General features: G+C 59.9%; 14 protein-coding genes and 1 tRNA gene. 7 read left to right on the top strand and 8 right to left on the bottom strand.

Translation table 11 applies throughout. From position 1 onward, the window contains the following. Positions 1-9 precede the first annotated feature (9 nt). A complete protein-coding gene (locus ACP_RS11565; RefSeq protein ID WP_238525544.1) occupies positions 10-2,070 on the bottom strand; it encodes a S9 family peptidase in 2,061 nt (686 codons plus the stop codon). Positions 2,071-2,165: 95 nt separating this feature from the next. Next, positions 2,166-2,723 (bottom strand): KdsC family phosphatase, encoded by a 558-nt coding sequence (locus ACP_RS11560; RefSeq protein ID WP_238525543.1) that lies wholly within the window; start codon positions 2,721-2,723, stop codon positions 2,166-2,168. 187 nt (positions 2,724-2,910) lie between these two features. Here ACP_RS11560 and ACP_RS11555 point away from each other — a divergent pair, with 187 nt between their 5' ends. The 7 genes from ACP_RS11555 (at position 2,911) to ACP_RS11525 (ending at position 11,112) form a co-directional block, all read left to right on the top strand. After that, positions 2,911-6,387: a glycosyl hydrolase 2 galactose-binding domain-containing protein gene (locus ACP_RS11555; protein WP_169305971.1), complete on the top strand. Its 3,477-nt coding sequence runs from the start codon at positions 2,911-2,913 to the stop codon at positions 6,385-6,387. A gap of 192 nt (positions 6,388-6,579) precedes the next feature. Then, positions 6,580-6,798 carry a hypothetical protein gene (locus ACP_RS11550; RefSeq protein WP_148215134.1) on the top strand — a complete coding sequence of 73 codons (219 nt, stop codon included), beginning with the start codon at positions 6,580-6,582 and terminating at the stop codon, positions 6,796-6,798. Further along, positions 6,773-7,696: an LOG family protein gene (locus ACP_RS11545; protein ID WP_015897511.1), complete on the top strand. Its 924-nt coding sequence runs from the start codon at positions 6,773-6,775 to the stop codon at positions 7,694-7,696. Before ACP_RS11550 ends, ACP_RS11545 begins: the two co-directional genes overlap by 26 nt. 111 nt (positions 7,697-7,807) lie before the next feature. Continuing rightward, on the top strand, positions 7,808-8,971 hold the full coding sequence (locus tag ACP_RS11540) for a hypothetical protein (protein WP_015897510.1): 1,164 nt from the start codon (positions 7,808-7,810) through the stop codon (positions 8,969-8,971). A gap of 95 nt (positions 8,972-9,066) precedes the next feature. Next, positions 9,067-9,537, top strand: coding sequence for a peptide-methionine (S)-S-oxide reductase MsrA (gene msrA / locus ACP_RS11535; RefSeq protein WP_015897508.1), 471 nt, complete (start codon positions 9,067-9,069; stop codon positions 9,535-9,537). Between the two features lie 157 nt (positions 9,538-9,694). Next, entirely contained in the window at positions 9,695-10,963 is a 1,269-nt protein-coding gene (locus ACP_RS11530; RefSeq protein ID WP_015897507.1) for an alanyl-tRNA editing protein, read from the top strand. Positions 10,964-11,036: 73 nt separating this feature from the next. Continuing rightward, positions 11,037-11,112: transfer RNA gene (locus ACP_RS11525), tRNA-Ala, on the top strand. A gap of 587 nt (positions 11,113-11,699) precedes the next feature. Here the strand turns inward: ACP_RS11525 and ACP_RS11520 are convergent. The 6 genes from ACP_RS11520 to ACP_RS11495 all read right to left on the bottom strand — a co-directional run bounded on the left by ACP_RS11520 (position 11,700) and on the right by ACP_RS11495 (position 23,982). After that, entirely contained in the window at positions 11,700-12,293 is a 594-nt protein-coding gene (locus ACP_RS11520) for an OmpH/Skp family outer membrane protein (RefSeq protein WP_015897505.1), read from the bottom strand. 241 nt (positions 12,294-12,534) lie between these two features. Further along, positions 12,535-15,363: an outer membrane protein assembly factor BamA gene (gene bamA, locus ACP_RS11515; RefSeq protein ID WP_238525542.1), complete on the bottom strand. Its 2,829-nt coding sequence runs from the start codon at positions 15,361-15,363 to the stop codon at positions 12,535-12,537. A gap of 227 nt (positions 15,364-15,590) precedes the next feature. After that, the gene (locus ACP_RS11510; protein ID WP_015897503.1) at positions 15,591-17,735 is read right to left on the bottom strand and encodes a molybdopterin-containing oxidoreductase family protein; all 2,145 of its coding nucleotides are present in this window, start codon (positions 17,733-17,735) and stop codon (positions 15,591-15,593) included. A gap of 83 nt (positions 17,736-17,818) precedes the next feature. Beyond that, positions 17,819-18,586 carry an SDR family oxidoreductase gene (locus ACP_RS11505; protein ID WP_015897502.1) on the bottom strand — a complete coding sequence of 256 codons (768 nt, stop codon included), beginning with the start codon at positions 18,584-18,586 and terminating at the stop codon, positions 17,819-17,821. A 146-nt stretch (positions 18,587-18,732) separates the two neighbouring features. After that, positions 18,733-21,288, bottom strand: coding sequence for an alpha-glucuronidase family glycosyl hydrolase (locus ACP_RS11500; RefSeq protein WP_238525541.1), 2,556 nt, complete (start codon positions 21,286-21,288; stop codon positions 18,733-18,735). Between the two features lie 3 nt (positions 21,289-21,291). Further along, positions 21,292-23,982, bottom strand: a complete 2,691-nt coding sequence (locus ACP_RS11495) for a glycoside hydrolase family 3 C-terminal domain-containing protein (RefSeq protein ID WP_015897500.1) — start codon at positions 23,980-23,982, stop codon at positions 21,292-21,294. Between the last annotated feature and the right edge of the window lie 35 nt (positions 23,983-24,017).

The raw sequence follows: 24,017 nt of genomic DNA, 5'->3' as shown, positions 1-24,017 counted from the left end.
AGACTATGGCTACTTTTTCTTGTCCTTGTCCTTATCCTTCTTCGCCCACGGCAGATAACTCAGCTTCACATCCTTGCCGAGTACCCACTTGTCGTACCAGTTGAACCAGTACTGGTAGCGGTCGCGAATGTAAGTGGGATCCGTGAATCCGTGGAACTGCTGCGGATACACGATCAGCGCCGACGGCACATGCAGCGTCTGGAGCGCCAGGTACATCTGCTCCCCGGCCACCACCGGCACGTTGAAGTCGCTCGTGCCGCCCATGAAGAGCGTCGGCGTGTGAATGCGATCGGCATGGAAGAACGGGTAGCCAATCTTGATGTAGGTATTCAGGTCCTTCCACGGCTCGCCCAGCTCAAAGTTGTACTGGTTGCCGTATTCATCCACCCCATAAAGCGCCAGCGGATCGCCGGTGCCCGCGCCGCTGCTCGCCGCCTTGAACTCATTCGTGCTGGCAATCATGAAGTCGGTCATGATGCCGCCGTAGCTCCATCCGCCCACGCCCATGCGATTGGGGTCGGCGATGCCCTCCTGAATCACCTTGTGGACGCAGGCCTGCACATCCTGGACCTCAAGAACACCCCAGTTCGCCCAGATGGCGCGCTGGAAGGCAAGGCCGCGGCCGTTGCTGCCGCGATAGTTCACATTGAGCACAGCCCAGCCGCGCGCGGCAAACAACTGCGGAATGGTGTTGAACTCATGCGCATCCTGCCCCTGCGGCCCGCCGTGAATGAAGACCAGCAAGGGATAAGGCTTGGCCTCGCTCTTGTTCACCGGCAAGGTCAGCAGCCCGTCAATGCGGGTGCCGTCTTTGCTGAGGGCGCTGATGTTTTCTGATTTCGATAGCTCCAGCTCAGAGAGCAGCTTGGCGTTGTGATGCGTCAGCTCGCGCAGATGCCCCTGCGACAGCGCGTACACCTCTCCGGGCTCGGTGTCAGTGGTCCACAGCAGAGCCTCATGCCCGGCCTTTTCGGCATGCGCCCACGAGACGCCCTCTGTCGCAACCAGGCGATGCACCGCGCCGGTGGCCACATCCACGCTTGCGGGATAGCGGTTGCGGTCGTCCGTCACGAGCACCATGATGCTCTTGCCGTCGCTTGAAAACTGCGGCGAGTGGACAGGCCGGTCAAACTTCGACGTGAGAATGCGTGCCGGGCTGCTGCCATCGGCCGCAATCACGCCGAGATGGTTCTCCTGATACTGCCAGTACTTGACGTGACCGCCGCGCAAAAACGCGATCAACTTGCCGTCAGGGCTCCAGGAGAGTGGTCCGGCATCCGCGCCCGTGTAGTGCGTGAGCTGGCGCGGCTCGGCGCCGTGCTTTGCCGCGACGACAAAGATGTCGGTGTTGATGTTCCGGTCCGGCTCCGCCGTGTGATTGCTGACGAAGGCGATCTCTTTGCCGTCAGGGCTCCAGACGCCATCGCTCTCGTTGTACTGCTTGCCGGCCGTCAGCTTCTCCATTTTGCCGGTGGCAATGTCATACAGATAGAGGTAGGTGTGGTCGTCCGCCGTCAGGTAGCCCTCCACGTCCTGCTTGAAGTGGTAGCGGGTCATCACGATGGGCGGAATGAGCTTGTGCTTGCCGGGATCGTTGAAATCATTCGCGCTCACCGTGCCGCCGGTGTGAATCGTCAGGAGCAGTTCTTTGCTGTCCGGCGACCATGCGTAATTCTCCAGATCGCCCTTTTTCACATCGGTGAGTTGGCGGGCTTCGCCGCCACGCCGGTCAAGCACCCACACCTGCGTTCCCTTGGCGGTGCCCTTGCGGCCTGACAGAAAGGAGATGGAACGGCCATCGGGACTGAACTCCGGCGAACTCGTCGAGCCGTCATACCCGAAGGTGAGTTGCATGTCCTGTTTGCCATCCCAGCCCACCATCCACAAATCGGTGGTGCGCTTGTCGGCTTTGAGGTCTGTCGAGGAGACCGTGTAAACGATCCACTTGCCGTCGGGCGAGACGCGAGGACTGCCCACGTTCTGTACACGAAAGGCATCGTCAATCGTCATCGGGTGCGGCGTAGCAGGGGCTTGCGCGAGAACCGGGGCAGCAGCAAGCGCAAAGGACAAAACAAATAATCCAGCGCGAAATTTCAGCATGGCTGGCAGTATAAGCGAGCCGCCATAAGGACGGCCCGAGGATTCGGTGGGATGAAAAAGCCGCCTTAGGCGAGCGCCTTCGGCACGGCCTCTTCCCAACGGCCCTGCGCTTTGAGAATGAGCTCGATCACCTCGCGCGCCGCTCCCTCGCCGCCACGCGCCTGGGTCGTGTAATGGCAGATCTCCTTCAGTTCCACGGCCGCATTGCCCACGGCAATGGCCAGCCCGGCACGGCGCGCCAGCGGCATGTCGGGCAGATCGTCGCCAAGATACGCCGTCTCTTCTTCGGTGACACCGGCCTGCTCCAGGCACTCCTCAAAGGCAGCGGTTTTGGTGGCCTGCCCAAGATAAACAAAGCGCACATTCAACTCACTGGCACGCTGTTGCACCGCTGGGGAGCGGCGGCCAGTGATAAAGCCGGTCTGTATGCCCATGATGCCGGCCAGCTTGAGCGCGAGCCCGTCCTGGGAATCGAACTGCTTCATCTCTCCCACGCCGCCCGTGGGCAGAGAGATCAGACAGACGCCACCGCTGGTGAGGGTGCCATCCACGTCCATCAAAAAGAGCTTGATCTTGCGGGCGCGGGCGAGAACATCAGGGCTGGCGGACACGGAAGCTGGCATGCCTCTCATTGTATGGCGGCTGGCGCGGGAGCATTCCCTGCTGACACCGGCTCGCCCCGTCATGCATAATGACTGCGCATAACATTCCACGAGCGAGCACACACTCATGTCTGCAAGGTATCTAGCGGCGCGCCTGCGCCTTTTCTCTTTCGCGGTGGCGCTTATGTTAACGTTCCCACTCGTTGGCATGACCCAAACCTATGGGACGCCCACCACGAATAATCCGCCGCAGTATGGCCCCTTCAACGCGATTTTTCTCGAAGGCGGCACCGGGCTGACGGAAAAGCTCGAGACCCACGATACCGTGCAGATGGCCTCATCGCCGTGGACCCTCTATGCGTGGATCAAACCCAATGTGGCCGTAACAGCGCCCGTACTCATCGGAGGCATGGGAGAGACGTCAGAGGAATATCCGCGCATGCTGGCCCTGAGCGCCAAAGACGTCATGCTGTGGGATGGCGCGGACAACACCTTGCGCTTTCCTCTGCCGGGCGGCAGGAGCATCGCAGCCGGCACGTGGCACTTTGTGGCGGCAACGTTTGATGGCACGCAGTTTCATGTCTACGTGGACGGCACGGAGGCCGGCCATGGAACGCTGCTGCTGGGCAGTGTCTCTCCGGTGCTCTCGCTCGCGCCGGCGCGCGGCCTGCCCGGCGGCTTCTCTCACTTTGGAGGCTTGATCGAAGGCTTCACGCTGCTGCGCCATGCCATGAGCAGCTCCGATTTGGCCGCGCTCTCAAAACAGCGCAAAGATCTCGACGTCGTGGACTTTGAGCACGGCTCAGAGGACTGGCCCATCCAGTCACGCCAGTGGATCGGGTATCGTCAGCCGCAGAGTCCGCAGACGCTGCCGCACAGCAAAGCTCCATTTTCAAAGCCGGTCGCCGAGCCACTGCCCGCGCATCGCCCTGGCCTGACGCCGAAGGGTGTCGATCAATGGATGATCGGCGACTGGAACCTGCAAGCCGCGCCGAAGGTCCATGCCACTGCGGAGGAGCTGAATTCTCCGCAATACGACCCCAAAGGTTGGATGGCCGCGACCGTGCCCGGCACCGTGCTCACGACAATGGTCGATCGCGGCATCTATCCCAACCCCTATTACGGGCTCAACAACATGGCGATCCCCGAGAGCCTCAACAAGCAGGACTACTGGTACCGTACGGAATTTGAGACTCCGAAATCCGCACAGGGACGGCAGCTCTCGCTCGACTTTGAGGGCATCAACTACAAGGCAAAAGTCTGGCTCAACGGTCACGAACTCGGCACCATCAAGGGCGCATTCATTCGCGGCGCTTTCGATGTGACGCCCTACGTCAAAGCCTCGGGAAAAAATGTGCTGCTGGTGAAGATTTCGCCGCCGCCGCACCCCGGCATTCCGCAGGAACAGTCGGTGCTGGGCGGCCCGGGCATGAATGGCGGCGAGATGGTACTCGATGGCCCGACCTTCATGGACACCGAAGGCTGGGACTGGATTCCAGCGATTCGCGATCGCGACAGCGGCCTGTGGCAGCCGGTGATGCTTGAGGCTACCGGCGCGGTGAAGATCGGCGATCCGCAGGTCGTGACCACTCTCCCGCTGCCCAGCCTCACCAGCGCTCGCGTGCGCATCGATGTGCCGCTCCAGAACACAAATACGGCTGCGGTGCAGGGCACCCTGACGGCCAGCTTTGAAGGCGTAACCGTCACAAAGAAAGTCACGCTGGCCTCCGGCGCCAATTCCATCCAGCTCACGCCTTCGGAGTATCCGCAACTGGTCGTGCAGCATCCCCGGCTCTGGTGGCCCAATGGCTACGGCAAGCCAAATCTCTATCACCTGAAGCTCACCTTTGCCACCAGCAACGGCGTATCTGACATGCGGACGGTGCAGTTTGGCATGCGCGAGGTGAGCTATCAGCTCGGCCTCATGACGCCCGGCGGGCAGCTCAAGCAGATCATCTATGACCCCTCGCGCGGCGACGTTGCAAAGCAGGCGCTCATCAATATCCGGCATGAGGCCATTCTTCAGGTCCCGCCCCAGGCGCCATACCCCGGCTTCTACTCCCCCGACGGCAAGAAGAACTGGACCAACTGGGTCTACTCGCTCACTCCGGCTGCCATGCATTCGCCAGCCGTCACTCCCGCGCCCGCCAGCGATGCGGGCACACGAACCTTCCTCGTCATTCTGGTCAACGGCGTGCGCATTGCCGCGCGTGGCGGAAGCTGGGGCATGGATGACGCAATGAAGAACGTCTCACGCGCGCATCTTGAGCCCTACTTCAAGCTGGAGCAGCAAGCCGGCGTCAACATTATCCGCAACTGGCAGGGGCAGGACACCGAACAGACTTTCTATAACCTGGCCGACGAATATGGCCTGATGGTGTGGAACGACTTCTGGGAGTCCACGCAGGACAGCAATCTCGAAGCGGAGAATCCGGCGCTGTTTTTGAAAAACGCGCGCGACACCATCTCGCATTACCGCAATCACCCCTCCATCGTGGTGTGGTGCGGACGCAATGAGGGCGTGCCGCAGCCCATCATCAATCAGGGGCTGGACAAGTGGACCCGCAAGCTCGATGGCACGCGCATCTACATGCCCAGCTCTAACAATGTGAACCTGCAGGTGAGCGGCCCCTATCGCTGGCAGAATCCCGTGCTTTATTACACCAATCTGAATGAGGGATTTTCGGTCGAGACCGGCACGCCCTCCATGTCCACACTCGAATCCTTCAAAGCCTGGACGCCGAAGCCCGATCAGTGGCCCATCGATGACGTGTGGGCCTATCACGACTGGCATCAGTCAGGAAATGGGGACGTGCATCCTTTCATGGACGCCGTCGAGGCCATGTTTGGCGCACCCACCAGCCTGGCTGACTTTGAACGCAAGGCCCAGATGCTCAACTACATCGACCATCGTGCCATCTTTGAGGGCATGGACGCGCACCTGTGGCAGCCCAACAGCGGGCGCATGCTCTGGATGACGCATCCGGCATGGCCCAGCAATGTATGGGAGATTTACAGCTACGACTACGACACGCAAGCCTCGTATTACGGCGTAAAAAAGGCGTGCGAACCCCTGCATGTGCAGCTTGACCTCTCGAATGGCAACGTGCAGGTGGTCAACACCACGCGCGAGGCGCATCCTGCCATGACGGTCAGCGTGAAGGCGTATTCGCTGGCAAATCAACCGCTGCTCTCACACTCCGCAACCGTGAACAGTGCCGCCGACGGCGTCGTGACAGCCTTTCCCGTTGATCTGGTCCAGGTGGAAGCCCACGGCGTCGCACTGGTCGAGCTGAAGCTGTCGGATGCGAGCGGCAAGGTGGTATCGCGCAACCTCTATTGGCTGGCCTCGAACATGGCTGACTATCGCGCGCTCGACCGGCTGCCCGATGCCCCCGTCACCGCGACCGCAACGTATGCCAGCCACGGCAGCACGGTGGAGCTGCATGTGACATTGCACAACACCGGCTCAACAGCCTCGCTGCAGGATAAGCTCACGCTGTTGAATGCGGCCGGCAAACGCATTCTGCCTGCCTATTACAGCGACAATTACGTGTCTCTGTTGCCCGGCGAGAGCCGGCAGATCACCATCACCTATCCAGCAACGGCGGCGAGCGGAGCACCGCGCCTCACGCTGCGGGGTTGGAACCTGGCGCAGCACGCGGTCAGCGTGATGGGCCAATAGTGCATGGGCGAAGGATCGGGGCGGCTCCGGCTGCCCCGGCCGCCTGTGTTAACGTGGGTTGAGGGTGCGGGTGACTTTTTTGCTCACCCAAACCGATTGATTCTTATGCCGCTACAGCCGAACCCTTCTTCTTCAGTATCCCCCCGGGGCTCGGCGCCCGTTTCTCCATCGCCTTCGTCCTGGATGCTGCGGGTGGAATTCTTCCTGCGCGTGATGGTGCGGCTCTATGTGGGGCTCATCGTGCTGGTACTGCCGTGGACCCACTTCTGGACGGAAAACCGGCTGCTGCTGTACTACGCTCTCGCCGCCAAGATTGCCATGAGCGGAGCGCTGCGTGGAGTGATTTCCGGCCTGGGGATACTCAACATTTGGATCGCCATGACGGATGCGATTCGCTATCGCGAAAGCTGACCTTATGCCTCTGGAACCACCCGAATCCCTCGCTTCCGCTCCTCTTGCCTACGAAAACCCGGCCTTCCTGAACAGTCCCGACGGGCGCATTGTGCGCATTCTTTCGGAATACTCGTCTCCGCTCGCCCAGTTCCGGCGCGAGCGCATTCAGGACACCGTGGTCTTCTTCGGCTCGGCCCGCACTCCATCGCCCGAGGATTTGCAAAGAGAGCAGGAACTCGCCGCCGGTAAGTCGGATGACACCGCCCAGTCCGCGCGAAAAGTACCTCTGGACGGTGAAACTGCACAGGAAATGGTGCAGTACTACCAGGATGCCCGCAAACTGGCCCACCTGCTGACCGACTGGTCCTTATCGCTCAAATATCCCCGGCACCGTTTCGTGGTGACCTCGGGCGGAGGCCCGGGCATCATGGAAGCGGCCAACCGCGGCGCCTATGAGGCAGGCGGAAAAACCATCGGCCTCAACATACGTCTACCTTTTGAGCAGGAGCCCAACCGGTACATCACGCCTGCGCTGAATTTCGAGTTTCATTATTTCTTCATGCGCAAATACTGGTTTGCTTATCTCGCAAAGGCGCTAGTAGTCTTTCCGGGTGGGTTTGGAACGCTGGACGAGATGTTTGAGATCCTGACCCTCTCGCAGACCAACAAGTTGGCCAAGAAGATCGGCATTGTGGTTTACGGCTCGTCATACTGGAAGCAGGTCATCAATCTGGATGCGCTGGTCCAAAAAGGCGCTATCTCCGCGGCCGACCGGGAGTTATTCCAGTTCGCCGACACTCCAGAGGAGGCTTTTGCCCTGCTGCGAGACGGGTTGATCCATAACCATCTGGAAAGAGAGCACTTAGCTCCAGGAGCGGAAATCGAAGTGCCGGAAATTGCGCATACGCGGCGCTAATGCCGCAGGCGATACAGCGGCCGGATTTTAGTCCAGCTTTCTTTGATTGCTAATGTTGCCTTCATGTTGGGGGCAGATACTGAAGGAGTAGTAGTGGAGGGGGATTCAAGCATGGTAGGTCGAAATCACATCTCCTATTTCTGGAAGGACAGCAAGGCTGCACGGTCTTACAAGACCGGGGTTTCCCTGCACAGCCACACCAACCAGTCGAGGGAGACTCTGGATTTTGTCGCCAACTGGGGCCGCCAATTTCCTTACCTGCGTCCTTTTTTGCAGCGCGCGGAATCTCGCGCCAACGCAAATCATGGAGTCAAGATCGACTACTCCCACAGCTACTGGACCCCGCCGCTAACTCCGATTCTGGCTTTTGATCTGGAACGCGGCCAGATTGAGAAGAAGCTCGACCTGGCAGGACTGGTATCCATTACGGACCACGACAGCATTCAGGCCCCGTTGCTGCTGCGCACGGTCCCCAGCGCGCGCCACATCCCGGTTTCGGTCGAGTGGACAGCTCCGTTCGGCGGCGATCAGGCATTTCACCTCGGTATCCACAATCTGCCCAGCGATCAGGGCGCTGCCTGGATACAAACGCTGAACGAGTTCACAGCAAACCCCGATGAGGGCCGCCTGACCGAGCTGCTCGAAGCTCTTTACGCGCTGCCCAACGTGCTGATCGTTTTTAATCATCCGGTTTGGGATCTTTACCTGATTGGCCGCGAGAAAGCCCAGCAGCGCGTTCACGACTTTCTGACGGCGAACCGCCAGTTCATTCATGCACTGGAATTGAACGGCCTGCGCAACTGGGACGAGAATCGCCGCGTGAAGCAGTTGGCCGAAAAGTGGAACATGCTGCTCATCTCCGGCGGCGACCGTCACGGCCGCGAACCGAACGCCAACGTGAACCTGACCAACGCCACCTCGTTCACTGAGTTTGTGCACGAGGTTCGTGACGGCTTCAGCCATGTGATGTTCATGCCGCAGTATGCCGAGCCCTGGAAGCATCGCGTACTCGAATCCACGCTGGATGCCATTCGCGATTACCCTGATTTTCCTCAGGGATCGCGTACCTGGGATGACCGCGTCTTCCATCCGGATGGCAATGGCGTCCCTCGCCCCTTGAGCCAGCTTTGGCCCAGCGGACGCTCCCCCTGGTACATGCACTACGGCGTTCGTATCGTCCGCATGATGGGCAGCCGCCCGTTCTCCGGCGGTTTGCGCATGGCCTGGAGCGACGCTCACGAGCACAACTACACGCTGGGAGAAGAGCGGGCCTGAGTCCGCTCTTCTCTCGCCGCTCATAAGCGCCCGGCAGCCTTCCTGTCTGCATCCTGAGAGCCCTTTGTGGCATCCTGACAGATGGGAGGGAAGTCATGGCAAAGGCAACATTTGGAGCGGGCTGTTTCTGGGGAGTGGAAGCCAGCTTCCGGCAACTGCATGGCGTTCAGGATGTGGCAGCCGGATATGAGGGCGGAAAGCTCGATAACCCCACCTATCGGGATGTATGCACTGACCTCACCGGCCACGCTGAGGTCGTAGAGATCGACTTCAACCCCGACGAGATTCGCTTCGAGCAGCTTCTTGAGGCCTTTTTTGGCCTGCATGACCCGACCCAACTGAACCGCCAGGGGCCGGACTGGGGCACCCAGTATCGCAGCGTGATCTTCTATCACTCACCAGAACAGCAGACTGTGGCGCAGGCCTTTATCGATCGCCTGACAGCAGAGAAGCGTTTCCCCCGGCCAATCGTGACTCAGGTAGTGCCGGCAGCAACCTTCTGGCGCGCGGAAGAATACCACCAGAGGTATTTGGAAAAGCGCGGCCTGGCCACTTGCCACATCTAAAGATAAGTTCCCCCGCAGCGAAACCGGCTTCCTTGAGAAAAGGAGTGCGAGTGTTTTGCGCCCTTCGCAGTCCGTTGCCCAGGTACAAAGAACCTTGTGCCGGGCGGTTTCCGCACATTGAAAGTGCTTAAAATCTAAAGGGCACCGGAGGGGTGGCATGACGGCGGCAGAGCGGCTTTATTACAACGACTCCTTTCTTTTGAGCTTTACGGCAACCGTCACGGATATCCGCGAATACTCGCGGGAAGACAGGCAGTCGCTCTGGCAGGTTGCGCTGGACCGTTCAGCCTTCTACCCCACCAGCGGAGGCCAGCCCTTTGACCTTGGGCTGCTGCGGGCCACTTCGCGCCTGGGCAACGTGCTTGAACTGCCCGTGGTCGCAGTAGAAGAAGATGAGCAGGGCGAAGTCTGGCACTTTGTGCAGAAACCGCTGATCGCCGGCACACAGATCGAGGGTCTGGTCGACTGGCCCCGCCGCCTCGACCATATGCAGCAGCACAGCGGACAGCACCTGCTTTCGGCCGTCTTTGCCCACGAGCTGGAGGCGCACACCTTGTCCTTCCATCTCGGCGAAGAAGTCTCAACCATTGATCTGGATTGCGGCCCACTCGATGAGGCCACGCTGGTGCGAATCGAACGCATTGCCAATGAGCAGATCGCCGGAAATCGGCCAGTCCGCGTTCGCCAACTGCCTCGCTCAGAAGCTGAGGCCATGCTGGCGTCCGGGGAATTGCGCAAGCTGCCCGAACGCGATGGCGAGTTGCGCATCATTGAGATTGAAGATTATGACCGCAATGCCTGCGGTGGAACGCACGTGAATACCACCGGCCAGATTGGCAGCCTGCTGATCCGCGGCACGGAAAAGGTAAGCCGTGGAGTGCGTGTCAGCTACGTATGTGGACTGCGAGCCGTCATGGCCGCTCGACAGGATGCCGCGATACTCGCCAGTACCGCAGCCCAGCTCTCGGTCGGGGTGCCGGATGTCCCGGCATCCGTGGAGCGCCTCAGAAGCGAAGCCAAAGCCGCCGTCAAAGTTAACCAGAAGCTGCGCGAGGAGCTGGCTCACTATCAGGCCACGCAGATCGCGGTGGAAGTACCCATCCAGAATGGTCTTCGCTGGGTGGACCGCGTGATGAACGATCGCGACGCCGACTATCTGCGCATGCTGGCCTCCAGTCTTGCTGCCGCCGTGCCGCGTACGATCGCTCTGTTGAGCTGCGAACAAGGACAAACTGTGCGCCTCGTACTGGCTCGCAGTCTCGACCTCGATTTGCATTGCGGAGATGTAATGAAAGCCGTCCTTGCACGATTTGGTCTGCGCGGCGGCGGCTCCCCTGGCCTCGCTCAAACAGATGTTCCCCTCGCTCGGTTAGCCGAGGTGCGGGCAGCGCTGCAGACAGATCTGCGCAGGCTGCCAGAGGTATAGTTCCGCACTGCGGCGTCCCCCTTTGCACCTGCGCGCTTCACTGCTAAAATCAGACAAGTCGTTACCTGTTTGTGGGGCTATAGCTCAGCTGGGAGAGCGCATCGTTCGCAACGATGAGGTCGACGGTTCGATCCCGTCTAGCTCCACCAATCTTCTCCCTGGCAATCTGAATAAAGTTTGACCTTGGTTCTTGCGGACGCATGAGCGCAGGTGAAACCGTCTTTTGTCTCGGGGCGGCTTCGGCCATCTGTTTTTCGCCGCGTTTGCTTCGCTGCGCCGCTCAGCGCGCCAGTCCATTCTTGACGTGGACGCCCTATGCCGGGTACTGGGAATCTCAAATCCTCAACTTCCTCGCAATAAGGCACCGCAACAATTACAGATCCACCTGAAACGTTGCAGCCACGATTCCAAATGCCTGATCTGGCAGAAAAGGGAGGACAAAATGCGGCTGGATGCGATCGGATTAAGTTACATTCTGTGGAAATCAGAAAATTAACGAAGAATCTCTGCAGTACATCAAGAATTACCCGAAAGCTGCTGTAAACGCAGAGTTTATGAGTACTTACAGTTTAATTTCCGGTGAACTTCCGTTTTTGGCGTGAAAGAAATTCCGGCTTCATCCGACGCCAGTTGATTTTCCACATTCTTTTCCACAGAGGGAGTGGTGGTCGCGGAGGGAGAAACACTTGAGGCTCTCCGAAGAGAGCCCCAGGTATACCAGGTTCGATATTGAAGCCTACTGCTTGCCTGCTGCATGAGGCGCAGGAGCCGACGGCGGAGGTGCCGGTACACCGGACTTGGCGTTGTAGGCAGCAATCACAGCCTTGGTAATGTCTGCCGAGGGGCTGGCCCAGAGAACCGGACTCTGCTGCGACCCGGCATCGATCACCAGCGTGTAGCTGTGCGCCTTGGCATAGTCGGTCATCACGGTGCCGACTTTTTGAGCCAGTCCATTGAAGTCATCACCCAAAGCATTCTGGAAGTCGGTCTGGGCGTCCTGAGCGTTCTGCTGCAGGTCCTTTTCCTTCTGGTTGATCACGCGCAGACGATCCGCCCGCTGCTGATCGGTCAGTGTCTTGCCGGCGGCCTGAAGCTGCTGCTTGAGATTGTTGATCTCCTGATTCTCCTGCTGCAGTTTGTCCCGCTGAGGAGCGAACTTCTTCTGCAGGTCAGCCAGATCACGCTCTCCCTCGTTGGTGTGAGCCACGGCAGCCTGGAACATGATGACAGCAATCTTGGTTCCCGGCGCCGGAGCCTTGCTGGTTTGGGCCATGGCATTCATGCTCAGGCCGGTTGCGAGCACACAAATCAATGACAACGAACGCTTCATGCGGATTTAGAACTCCTTAGGTTCTCAGGTGAGATCGCCCGCTGTTCTCGCGGAAGCGAATCTTCGCTCCCCTATACTGCTTCTCCTATGATCTTCCAGGAAGCCGGCGGTTGATGCACCGACGCAGAGAACAATGGGCAGAAGGCATTTTCAGGAACTGAGCGAATTATAGGGTTGCACTCATGAACCGTCAAACCAAACGGGGGTAAAAATATGCTGCTTTTACCCCCGTTTTCAGGGCTTAGAAGGTCGTGCTGACAGCAAGCCGGAACGTCTTCTTGGGCTCGCGCAACTGGTACAGACCGTTGTAGAACTGCTCGGCCTCGTCGTAGCTGAACGTACCGGCCTGCCCCGAGGGGAACATGCTGCGCGTGATCAGATCCGGCCGGTTGAACTGCGTCTCAAGACGCAGCGGATTGTAAGCATAGTAGAGGCGGAAAGGCGCGTTGATGATCGGCACCATCACGTCCAGCTCGGCACCCAGCGAATCGCGAGGTACATAGTTGGTGCCCTTGATGATGTTGATGTAGCGCGAGAACTGCACTTGCGTACCGCCCTGGCAGGAACCGTTCACGTAATTGGGGCAGCCATAAAGCGGAGAGTCGAGGCTGGCGATGCCCTCCGGGCTCTGCTTGAGCTGCTCCTGGCTCACGGCCATGTCCATGCCAAAGTCGTTGAAGAACTTGAAGGCCACTGACCGGGCATAAATCGGAATCGTGTATTCCAGGTTCCCGACAAAGCTGAGGTCGCCACCGACCGGAGCGATGCCATAGACCGGGATCGGAACCTGAATGGCTCCCTCGGTTGGAACATTTGGATTACGAGAGACGGTGGTGCCATCCGGGTTGGTCAGGTTGAACATGACACGCGTAGGCACAAAGCCATACGGTGTAGCCGCGCGAATCTGGAAGCCGCGCAGATCCTGCTCGCCGCCCTCATAGAGACGGTCAAACGGTGGCGCCACGTCTCCGCTGAAACCGCGGATATAAGAGCCTTGAATACGGTAGCCGAGAGTATTGCGGCCGTCGCGGTTCAGATGCAATCCCTTGATCGGGAAGAACTGCTTGAACTCGACCACCGGGCGGATGTACCGCACGCTGCCCCAGATGCCAGCCAACTGCAGAGCCGTGGAGAGCTCATAACCAGTGTGCGGCAGGAAGAGAGCGTCGAGCTTGTTCTCAGAGAGACTCAGCGAGACTTCGCTGGTCAGAATGCCTTCCAGCGCATTCTGGCCCTGAATACCGCTGCGGAAAGCCAGCGTCTGGAAGAGGTTCTGCGAAGCCTGGCTAAAGGTATTCACCGAAGACTTGTTCCAGGAGTAGGTGATACCGATGCGCTTGAAGGAATGCGGCAGCGGATAGCTGGCCGACAGAGTGAATCCCTTGCTCTGCTGGTTGTAGTTCTGCAGCAGCGAATTGGTGGCCGCACTGAGGTTGCCCGACGGGGAACCGGTCAGCGAGTAGTTCTTCGAGGCGTTGTAATCTTCCTTGCTGTCAAAGACCTGGAAGCCAAGGCTCAGCGGCTTGTCATGCACATAAGGCTCGGTGAAACCGAAGACCAGGTTGCGCGCGAGGTCGCCACCGCTGGCCTGCAGCGTAAGAGTCTCTCCGAGTCCCAGGAAGTTATTGGTCTGGTAATTCAAACCGATAAACGAGCCCGAGAGACCGCTGACACCGCCCTGCAGACCGATGGAGTTCTTGCCCTTTTCCTGCACCTTGAGCAGAAGGTCGACGGTGCCCTTTTCGGTGTTCTGATGGGTCTCCGAGTCCTGATCCACCTTGAGCGGATTGAAGTAATCGAGCTGATTCAGGCGCTGCAGACTCAGCTCCCACAGGTGGCTGTTATAGACCTGGCCTTCCTGCAAAAGCAGGGAACGGCGAATCACGAAGTCGCGCGTCACGGTGTTGCCGCGGAATTCGATACGGGAGACATAGAACGGCTTGCCTTCATCGATATCGATATTCCAGCTCATCGTGTGGTTCTTCTCGTCAAAGGTAGGCGTCGGGGTGGCTACGAAGTTGATGTAGCCCAGCGTGCCGTAAGCCTTGCGCAAGTTGTCGAGGCCCTTGCGGAATTCAGTGGCGTTGAAAATCTCGCCATCCTTGATGGGGAACTGCGCGCGCAGTGCCTTGACGTTCTGCACCGCCTTGTTGCCGGTGAAGGTGATCTTGCCAAGGTAGTAGCGGCCGCCTTCGGTCACAGGAATATGGATATCAATCCGCTTGCCTTTGCGGGGGCGGAAGGTGAACAGGGACAAGCCGGTCTCATTCCGCAGGTGCGTCGCCGGTTCGCCCACATCGGCGCGCTCATAGCCGCGATCGCGATAGGCTTCGAGCACGCGGTCAGAGTCCTCTTCGAGCTTGCTCGCATCATAGGTACGCGCGAAAAGATGCTCAAAGATAATGGAGTGCGGAATGCCGATCGGGCGCAGATCTACCATTGCATTGCGAAGCGTGCCCGAAGAAACGTGCTGGTTGCCGCTGAAGGTGATCTTGCCAACCTTGACCTTCGGGCCTTCCTTCACCACAAAGGTGATGGCGACGCGAGCCGGCGGCACATTCTTGAGCTCGGGGCGAACCGTGGCGAACTGATGGCCGTGCTCGGCCTCCAACTCGCGGATCGCGTTAATGGCTTGCGCCACCTGTGTCGGATCAAACTGGTCTTCCTGCTCGAGGTGAACGTGGTCTTTTTTGTATCGAGTCAGAATGTCTGAAACCGTGATGGTGTTCAGGCCCTTGTAATCAATCTCACTGATCGTGGGCTTCTCTTTGAGGTAGACGTTCAGAATCGCACCCTTGGGGGTGTCTTGCTTCTGAATGCGGACGCTCGTGAAGTAGCCGGTGTTCCAGAGCGAGTTGAAGTCTCGCTCCACCGTCAGGGGATCATAAGGGTCACCCACGCGGCTGAACATGCGCGCCAGCACCGTCTCCTTGGGGATACGGCGCACGCCGATCACGCGGATCTGGGTGATGATCTGCTGCTGAGCCCACGCTGAAATCGCCGTGAAAGACAGCACCAACAGAACAAAGAACTGCGCGTAGCGGCGATACGAACGCAAAATCTTGCTCAATTCCTTTGGGGAACTCGCGCTCCCTTTCATTACGGGAAAAATAGGAACACCCTCACTGCTTAAAATCAGCGGACTCTCAGGAAAAGCCGATTATATGAAACCGAAAGGCAGTCCCCAACCCTACGATTTACGGCCTTTCTCCACCCGTTCCGCACAATCGGCCGTTGACGGTCGCTTCCACGGTTTGGGAGGAGATTTCCGCTACCAGTCTACTGGAAAGAACGCATTTAGTCGCCGGAGTTCGTCAAGGAATCCGCAAGGCGGACATCCACGAGCACCGAATAGAGAGCCGGGCCACCAGCCAGATCGGTCAAATGCTGGCCCGTGAGCAAGTTTACGTTGTGGCCGGCCGCCGACAATTTGTTCCAATGGAGGCGGCCTGCAACCACCCCCCGGCCAACTTTGCGGCTGATCCGGGCCACCAGCGGCAGGCTGCCCCGGCCATTCCAGGCCACCACCGAAGCCCCATCGGTCACGCCGCGCTCCGCCGCATCATCAGGGTGCATCTCGAGCACGCCGTTATAGGCCGTCTCCAGCTTCCGGTGCCCGGGCAGGTTCACAAAGGTGGAATTCATATAGTTATCGGCCTTGCGGGCCAGAAACTCGAGCGGGTACGGCGAACCCTCACGGCCCAGCCGCGATTCCCGCGGAGGCCGGAAGGTCGGCAGAGCATCCGCGCCGCGCTTGGCCAGCGGCTCGGAATACAGCTCAATTTTTCCGCTCGCCGTCGGAAAAGGCCCCTGCGCAAAGGGGAGCCACGGTTTCTCTTTCCCGTCAGCCGTCTCTTCGTGCAGTCGCAATCGCTGAGTGGGCTGCTTCTCCAGCAACTCCAGCGTGATGCCCCTGAACGTGGCCGGCTGCTCCTTGCCCTCATGAAGCGCCTGGCGAATCAGGTCATCGATCGAGTCCCGGAAGCATGGCTCTGCAAAGCCCATACGCTGTGCCAGTTGCGAAAACAGCCACACATTCGGCCGCGCCTCGCCCAGCGGCTCCACAGCCTGCTCCGAGAGCTGCAAATAATAATGTCCGTACGCGCCCTGAATGTCCCTGTGCTCCAGAAACGTCGTGGCCGGCAGCAGAATGTCGGCGTAATCTGCCGTGTCGGTCAAAAACTGCTCATGCACCACCGTGAAGAGGTCAGGCCGCGCCAGGCCCCGCAGCACCGCCGCCTGATCGGGTGCAATGGCCGCCGGGTTGGAGTTATACACAAACAGCGCCTTCACCGGAGGCTCGCTGGCCGCAAGCACCTGTCCCAGCAGCGACATATTGAGCACGCGCGATGGACGGCCGAGCGGACTGGATTTCATGAGGTCGGGCCGCTCCAGCGCCTGCTTGTCAAAAGGAAAGCCTCCGCTCGTCGAAAGCTGGAATCCTCCGCCCGCATAACGCCAGGCCCCGGTCAGAGCGGGCAGCATGGCAATGGCGCGCGCCGCGGTGCCGCCATTCTCTGAGCGCTGCACACCATAATTCATACGAATCACCGCGGGCTGCGTGGTGCCATACATGCGGGCCAGTTGCTCCACCTCGGCCGCGCTCAGGCCCGTGATGCCGGCCACGCGCTCAGGCGTGTATTCCTCGACATGCTCCGCCAGCCGGTCAAAGCCCGTGGTGTTTTCGCGAATGTATTCCAGATCGCATAGCCCATCGCGCACCAGCACATGCATCATGCCCAGCGCCAGGGCGGCATCCGTGCCGGGATGAATCGGAATATGCCAGTCGGCCAGCGCTGCCGTGCGCGTCTGGTAGGGGTCAATCACCACCAGCTTGGCGCCGTTGCGCCGCGCTTCTTCAATAAACGGCCACAGATGAATATTGTTGCCGTGAACATTCGCTCCCCAGGCCAGAATCAGCCGCGCATGCGCAAACTGCTCCGGCTCTGTGCCGTACTTGATGCCGTAAACCGACTCCAGCGCCTCGCCGCCCGTGGCCGAGCAGATCGTGCGGCCAAGCTGCGACGCTCCCAGCCGATGGAAGAACCGCCGGTCCATCGAACCGTATCCGAGCAGGCCAATGGTTCCCGCATAGGAGTAGGGCAAAATCGCCTCAGACCCATGCTCGTCGCTGACCTGCTGCAGACGCCGCGCCACCTCATCCAGCGCTTCATCCCAACTAATGCGCTCGAACGCATCCAGCTCGCGTCCCGGCCCTTTAGGCGCACCCTTGCGCCGCCGCATGGGGTACAGCAGGCGGTCCGGCGCATAGACGCGGTCGAGATACTTCGCCACCTTGCCGCACAAAAAACCGCGCGTCACCGGATGGCTAGGATCACCCTGCACGCGCGTCGCCTTGCCGGCTGCGTCAATGGTCACCAGCACCCCGCAGGAGTCGGGGCAGTCATGAGAACAAACCGTATGGACCGTGCGCGTGGACATGGCTTGATTGTAGGACGGATTAGAAGCCGCAGGCTCCCGGAAATGCGCCGCAGCGCGCATCCGGAAGCCAGGAGCCGGAAAGCTCAGTGCCCTTCGCCTGCCCACATACCATTGAGCGTTTCAAACACCTTGACATACTCCCCGCGCTCGGCGGCCTGGCTCAGGAACTTCACCCGCTCCACGTGGACTTCCTCCACATCCGGCTGCGTCTTGAGAATGTGGAAGGTCTCCTGCAGATACTCCGCCAGAGGCATGGCCCGCGAGTCGCTGGCCTGCTGCGCGCCCATGAGTTCAGTCTGCACGTAAGGCGGAATGATCTCGATGACTCCCACCGAGGTGTTCTTGAGCTGGTAACGCAGCGACTGCGACCACGAATGCACCGCCGCCTTGGTGGCACAGTACACCGGCGTCATCGCCAGCGGCACAAAGGCCAGCCCGGACGAAACCGTGAGCACCGTCGCCTTCGGCTGCTGCAACAGGTGCGGCAGCAGCGCGGACGTAAGCCGGATAGTGCCCAGCAGGTTGATGTTGATGATGGATTCGGCCGTCGCCTCGTCGGCTGCTTCTTTGAGATTCTCCACCTGCATGATGCCGGCATTGTTCAGCACCACGTTCAGCTTGGGGAACTTCTGCACAATCTCCGCGGCGAAGTTCTTCACGGCCTCTTTGCTCTCGATATCGAGCACCATCGAGGCCATGCCGGGATTAGCTGCGGTCGTCTCATCCAGCACGCTCTTCCGGCGGCCCGCAATGATGACCTGATTGCCCTCGCGGTGGAAAGCCTCGGCCAGCGCACGGCCAATGCCCGATCCGCCGCCCGTAATGAGAATGGTATTGCCTGAAATCTGCATGGAATTTTTCCTCGCGGTGAAAATACTTCGCTACAAAAGATGAGCGCCGTGACTCGCACGGCGCAAAAGTAGAAGCAAATTCTTTGTGAATCTTTGAGGGAGGGCCGAAAGACATTCCTCTTTCTGGCCTGCCACCCGCAGCATCGTTAGTTGTGCAGCTTCGATTGATCGGCCGACGGATACACCACCACATAATCAAACGGCGCAGGCTCACCGCCCTCTGGATGCCCGACCAGCGCGAGCTTGTCGCCCGGCTTCAGAGACACGTGACGCACCAGATAACGAATCGAGGTATCTCCATCGATCTTGTAGCCCGGCAGATGCCGGTCCGCCGTCCAGTGCGCGAGAGCTTTGCCGTTGAGCAGCAGATCAAAGGTCGAAGCCCCCTGCGGCAGGTCAAAGTACTGCACGCCGATGTTATAAACGCCCGCCGGATGCTGCAGCACCGTGCTGGCCGTGCATTGCGCCTGATCGCGGCACACCTCGGCCTTGCCATCGGAGGCGTCCTCCCACGGCGTCACCTTTTCCGGCGAATAACCGCGGAGTTGCATCTGCGCACCCGTCACGCGGCCCGCATAATGTCCCACGCGGCCTTTGTCATCCGCAATGCCAGACATCTTGTAGAAGTAGCGCGTAATGCCATCGCGCCACACAATCGCATACGCGGCCTGATAGCGCTGAATGCCGAGCACCTGCTCATAGCGCTCCGTGTCGATGAGTCCATGCAGCGTCTTCCACTCATCCACAAACTTCTGCGCAGCAATCGCGCCGGCGTAGTGCGAGTCATAGATGTACTGAATCACCGTCTTGCCATCATGCAGCCGGTGCGTATACGGCACATGATGCATGAAGAGCAGCAGATCGTCCGGACACGTCTTCAGCGACTCATACATCGCGGCCACCTTCGGCGGATACTGCCCGATAAATCCGGTGCCCGTCGCTGTCGTGCGATCCATGCCCACGCCCGTGTGCGTCGCGCGGAACCACATCCCCCATCCATTGCGCTCCGCCGACTGCGGAGCAGGACCATAGTGCGCTCCGGTAATATCCGTGAGTGTCTCCAAGCCCAGCGGCCCGGTGTAGTCCTCATAAACATGCCACGACGGCAACAGAATGCTGTCCACCGCCGAGACGATCCGCGGATCATCCCCAAACGTCAGCCGCGCCCAGTTCGACGCAATCTCCTCCGCGCTCTGATCCGGATTCCACGCCAGTTGCCCATAGCCCCACAAGTTTGCCATCGAGAGCGGATTGCGCAGCCAGTTTGCATCCAGCCCCACGTTCACCACGGCTGCGTAACCACCGAGCGGACGATGAAAGGCCTTGCCCTCGACAATCGACTTCACAGGAGTATCGCGATTCTCCGCATGCATGTTGAAGTCGAGCGTCTTCTTCCACATCGGTACCAGATAGACGGTCTGGCGCGCCTGCCCTAGGTACTCCTGCGTGACCTCAAGCTCCATCGCCTCATTGGTATGTCGCAGTCCGGCATACAAAGGAGACGCAGGCTCGCGCACCTGAAAGTCGATAGGACCGTTCTTGATCTGGACCACGACATTCGACGCAAACTTGCCGTCCAGCGGATGAAAGATGTCGTAGGCCGCGCGGGCGCGGTCCGCCTTCTTGTCATTCCAGTCCAGATGATTGTTATAAACAAACGCGCGATACATCACGACGCCGCCGTGCGGGCGCAGCAGGCCCGCCAGCATGTTCGCGGCGGCCGCCGGCGTCAGCCCATACTGCGACGGGCCGGCCTGCCCCTCGGAGTCGGCCTTGACGGTGAATCCCGCAAAGTCAGGAATAGCCTGGTAAAGCGCATTCACCTTCTGCCGCCACCACGCAATCACCTGCGGGTCTTTGGGATTGAAGGTCTTCATGCCGCCAAGCGTTTCCGGGCTCCGAAAATCGACTGAGATCGCCACTCGCACGCCCCACGGGCGCATGACATCGGCAATGCGCCCAAGCCCCGCAATGGTCTCAGGCGAGAGCATCTGCGGGCTGGCATTGACGTTGTTCACATCCACGCCATTCAGTCCCACCGAGGCCAGCAGGCGGGCATACTGTCCCACGCGGGCAAGATTGGCGCGCACATGCCCATCGTTGAAGAAGATAGACCGCCCGCCATAGCCGCGCTCAATGCTGCCGTTCAGGTTGTCCCACTGGTCAGCCCAGCGAATCGGCGCCGAAGGCGAAGACGCAATCTGTAACTGCTTCAGTTCCGAATGCTCGCCCAGCGTTTCAAGCAGAGCGAACGTGCCATACAACACGCCGCGCGGCGTGCGCCCGGCAATGATCAAATCCGTCTGCCCATGGTTGCGAAAGGTCTCGAGCGCATACCCGTCGAGCTTCAGACCCACAGGAGCGTGCCAGCCCGGAAGAGCCTTCCTGACTTCTGTAACCGTTCCCAGCACAAATTCCGGCTGGGCATCCAGCCCCAGCCCAGAGACATACCCAGAAACTGGCACAGAGACCGGCGCAGCACCCGTCATCGAGAGCAATCCCCGGCGCAGCTCAAAGGCAGCGCTGCGCACCGTCACCGCCTTGTCCAGCACCACCATTCGCTGCGGCAGTGGAGCCGCCAGCTTCACGGGAGCATAGCGCAGCCATGCCTTGGCGCCACTCTCTGCATGCAATGGCAGCGGCAAAAAGAGGGTGGCCGCGCACGAGAGCGCGGCCACTTTCCAGCAATTCAGTTTCATCATGATTTATTCCGGCAACGGTTTCGAACCGTGAATGGTGAGGTTCACCGTCTGCTGTTTGGCTCCCGTGGGCTGGCTGCCGCCCACAAAAATGGAGTAGACGCCCGGTTGCACGCTGCGCTTGCCGGCCTCATCCACCAGGCTCAGATCACGCGGATTCAGCGTAAAGGTAAGCTGCCGCGACTGGCCCGGCGCGAGATGCACGCGGTCAAAGCCCTTCAGCTCCTTGAGCGGATTCACGCCATTCTGCGGCGGCGTGACATATACCTCGGTCACCGCATCGCCCGCGACATGGCCCGTATTCTTCACCTCTGCCTCGACGGTCAGCGGCTCTCCTGCCTTGAGGTTCGATGTGGAGAGACGCACATGCGAGTACTCAAAGGTGGTGTAGCTCAGCCCATAGCCAAACGGGAAGAGCGGCTTGCCCGTGTAATAGCGGTAGGTGCGCCCCTTCATACTGTAGTCAGTGAACGGCGGCAGATCCTTGACCGACGTGTAGAAGGTGATCGGCAGCTTGCCGCCCGGGTCATTCTGCCCCGAGAGCGTTTCGCCAATCGCCTCGCCACCGGCCTCGCCCGGGTACCACGCCTCCAGAATGCCCTGAACATGCTGCTTGGCCCAGTCAATCGAGAGGGCGCTCCCGTTCAAGAGCACCAGCACCACCGGCTTGCCCGTTGCCACCAGGGCGTGCAGCAGGTCTTGCTGCGTCTGCGGCAGTGAGAGCCGCGTGCGGTCGCCGCCGTCAAAGCCCGGAATCTTGATAGGCATCTCTTCGCTGACAAATGTCGGGGAGAGTCCCATGACCGCCACCACCACGTCAGCCTTCTTCGCCGCAGCCACAGCCTGCTCGCGCAGCGCCTGCTCCGGCGGATACCAATTCAGCGTAATGCCCGCGCCAAACATCTTCGAAGTGTGCGAGTAATCCAGCCGGAAGCTGTGCGGCTTCGTGTCCTTGAAGTCCACCGTAAAGGCGGGCAACTGCCGTGGACGATTCGGAGCATCCTGCGTCGCATCGCTCGAAACCTTGCGGCCATCGATCCACAGCGTGTAGGCCTCCACATCGTTGCATGGGTAGCAGTCCGTCAGCGACACCTGCATCTTGTAAGTGCCCGGCGCGGGAACGCGCATGGTTCCCGTCCAGCGCACGCCAAAACTATCCTTCGGCGCACCCGGCACCGGATGCGCCGCATCCCAGTCAAAATCAATCTGCTTGTCCACGCGGGTCGCCACCGGCTTGCCCTGGAAGGACGCTTTCGCAAAGTACTGCGCCTTCAGGCCACTGGTTTTGCTGTCCGCGCCCGGGCGAAACTGCGTGCGTGGTATCGGCACCGGCAGCACCGCATCAAAAGAAGAACCCTGCGCATACACCACATGCGCCTGCGGGAAGGCCGCTTCGATACCATCCACCGGCAGACTCGGGTGCGAGGGAATCGCGTTGTAATTGCCTTCAATCGAATTGAGGTTGGCCGCATTCGGCCCCACCACGGCAATGGTGCGCGCATTCCTGAGCGGCAGGATGCCGCCTTCGTTCTTCAGCAGCACCATCGACTTGCTCGCATCTTCGAGCGCCTGCGCACGATGCGCCGCCGAGTCCACCACGCTGTAGGGAATGCTGTTGTACGGCACATCCGCCTTGGGATCAAACATGCCGAGGCGGAAGCGCGCCGTGAAAAGCCGCTCCACCGCGCGATCAATCGCCGCCTTTGAAATCAGCCCTTGCTGCACCGACTGCGGCAGAACCTTGTAGCCTGTCCCGCAGTCCGTATCGGTTCCCGCCAGCACTGCGGAAGCTGCGGCATGAACGGCATCCGGCGAATATCCATGCGCACCCGGACGGTAAAAGTCAGAGATCGCGCCGCAATCCGACGTTATGTAACCGTCAAAGCCCCATTTGCCGCGCACCACATCGGCCAGCAACTTGTTCGCGCACGACGGCACGCCGTACACCGCGTTGTAGGAGCACATCATCGAGTCGGCATGACCCTTTGTAATCGCCATGCGAAAGGCCGCGAGATACGTGTCCTGCATGTCATGTGCTGAAGGATTGGCATTGATCTTGTGCCGCATCGACTCGGGCCCGTTGTAGACCGAGAAATGCTTCGGCGTCGCGACGGTCTTCAGGTATTTCGGATTATTCCCCTGCAGCCCGCTCACGTACTCTGCCGCCATGGTGCCGGTCAGGAACGGATCTTCGCCGTAGGTCTCCTGCCCGCGGCCCCAGCGCGGATCGCGAACGATATTGATATTCGGAGCCCACAGCGTCAGGCCGAAATAGATGCTGTGAATGTCATGCCGGATCGCCCAGTTGTACTTGGCGCGGGCCTCGGTCGAGACCGTGGTGCCCATCTGGTGAATTGCCGCCGGATCAAACGTCGCCGACATCCCGATCGCCTGCGGAAACACCGTCGCATAGCCGGAGCGCGCAATCCCGTGCAACCCCTCGCTCCACCAGTTGTAAGCAGGCACTCCCAGGCGCGGAATCGCAGGCGCGGTGTTCATCATCTGCGCGGCTTCTTCCTGCAGCGTCATCTGCGAAACCAGCTCATGCACACGCTTTTGAATCGGCTGATTCGGGTTATCCCACGGATGCTGGTACTTCGCCTGCGCACCAGCCTGCGGCCCCGCGGCGGCAATCAGGCACAACATGGCTGCCGGCGTCAGAGTGCACCAGCCCAAAAGTGATTTGAATGGCCTCATGGCATTCCCTTCATTACGACGGTTGAATCATACAG

It is taken from the genome of Acidobacterium capsulatum ATCC 51196, assembly GCF_000022565.1.
Taxonomy (GTDB): Bacteria; Acidobacteriota; Terriglobia; order Terriglobales; family Acidobacteriaceae; genus Acidobacterium; species Acidobacterium capsulatum.
Note: the sequence above shows the minus strand (reverse complement) of the source record. Positions and strands in the feature narration are given on the sequence as shown.

Coding starts and splice junctions, on each gene's coding strand:
- ACP_RS11505 (WP_015897502.1), bottom strand. CDS start 18,586: ATGCAGATTTCAGGCAATACCATTCTCATTACGGGCGGCGGATCGGGC.
- ACP_RS11495 (WP_015897500.1), bottom strand. CDS start 23,982: ATGAGGCCATTCAAATCACTTTTGGGCTGGTGCACTCTGACGCCGGCA.
- ACP_RS11560 (WP_238525543.1), bottom strand. CDS start 2,723: ATGCCAGCTTCCGTGTCCGCCAGCCCTGATGTTCTCGCCCGCGCCCGC.
- ACP_RS11510 (WP_015897503.1), bottom strand. CDS start 17,735: ATGTCCACGCGCACGGTCCATACGGTTTGTTCTCATGACTGCCCCGAC.
- ACP_RS11540 (WP_015897510.1), top strand. CDS start 7,808: ATGGTAGGTCGAAATCACATCTCCTATTTCTGGAAGGACAGCAAGGCT.
- ACP_RS11520 (WP_015897505.1), bottom strand. CDS start 12,293: ATGAAGCGTTCGTTGTCATTGATTTGTGTGCTCGCAACCGGCCTGAGC.
- msrA (WP_015897508.1), top strand. CDS start 9,067: ATGGCAAAGGCAACATTTGGAGCGGGCTGTTTCTGGGGAGTGGAAGCC.
- ACP_RS11500 (WP_238525541.1), bottom strand. CDS start 21,288: ATGATGAAACTGAATTGCTGGAAAGTGGCCGCGCTCTCGTGCGCGGCC.
- ACP_RS11530 (WP_015897507.1), top strand. CDS start 9,695: ATGACGGCGGCAGAGCGGCTTTATTACAACGACTCCTTTCTTTTGAGC.
- ACP_RS11555 (WP_169305971.1), top strand. CDS start 2,911: ATGACCCAAACCTATGGGACGCCCACCACGAATAATCCGCCGCAGTAT.
- ACP_RS11545 (WP_015897511.1), top strand. CDS start 6,773: ATGCGATTCGCTATCGCGAAAGCTGACCTTATGCCTCTGGAACCACCC.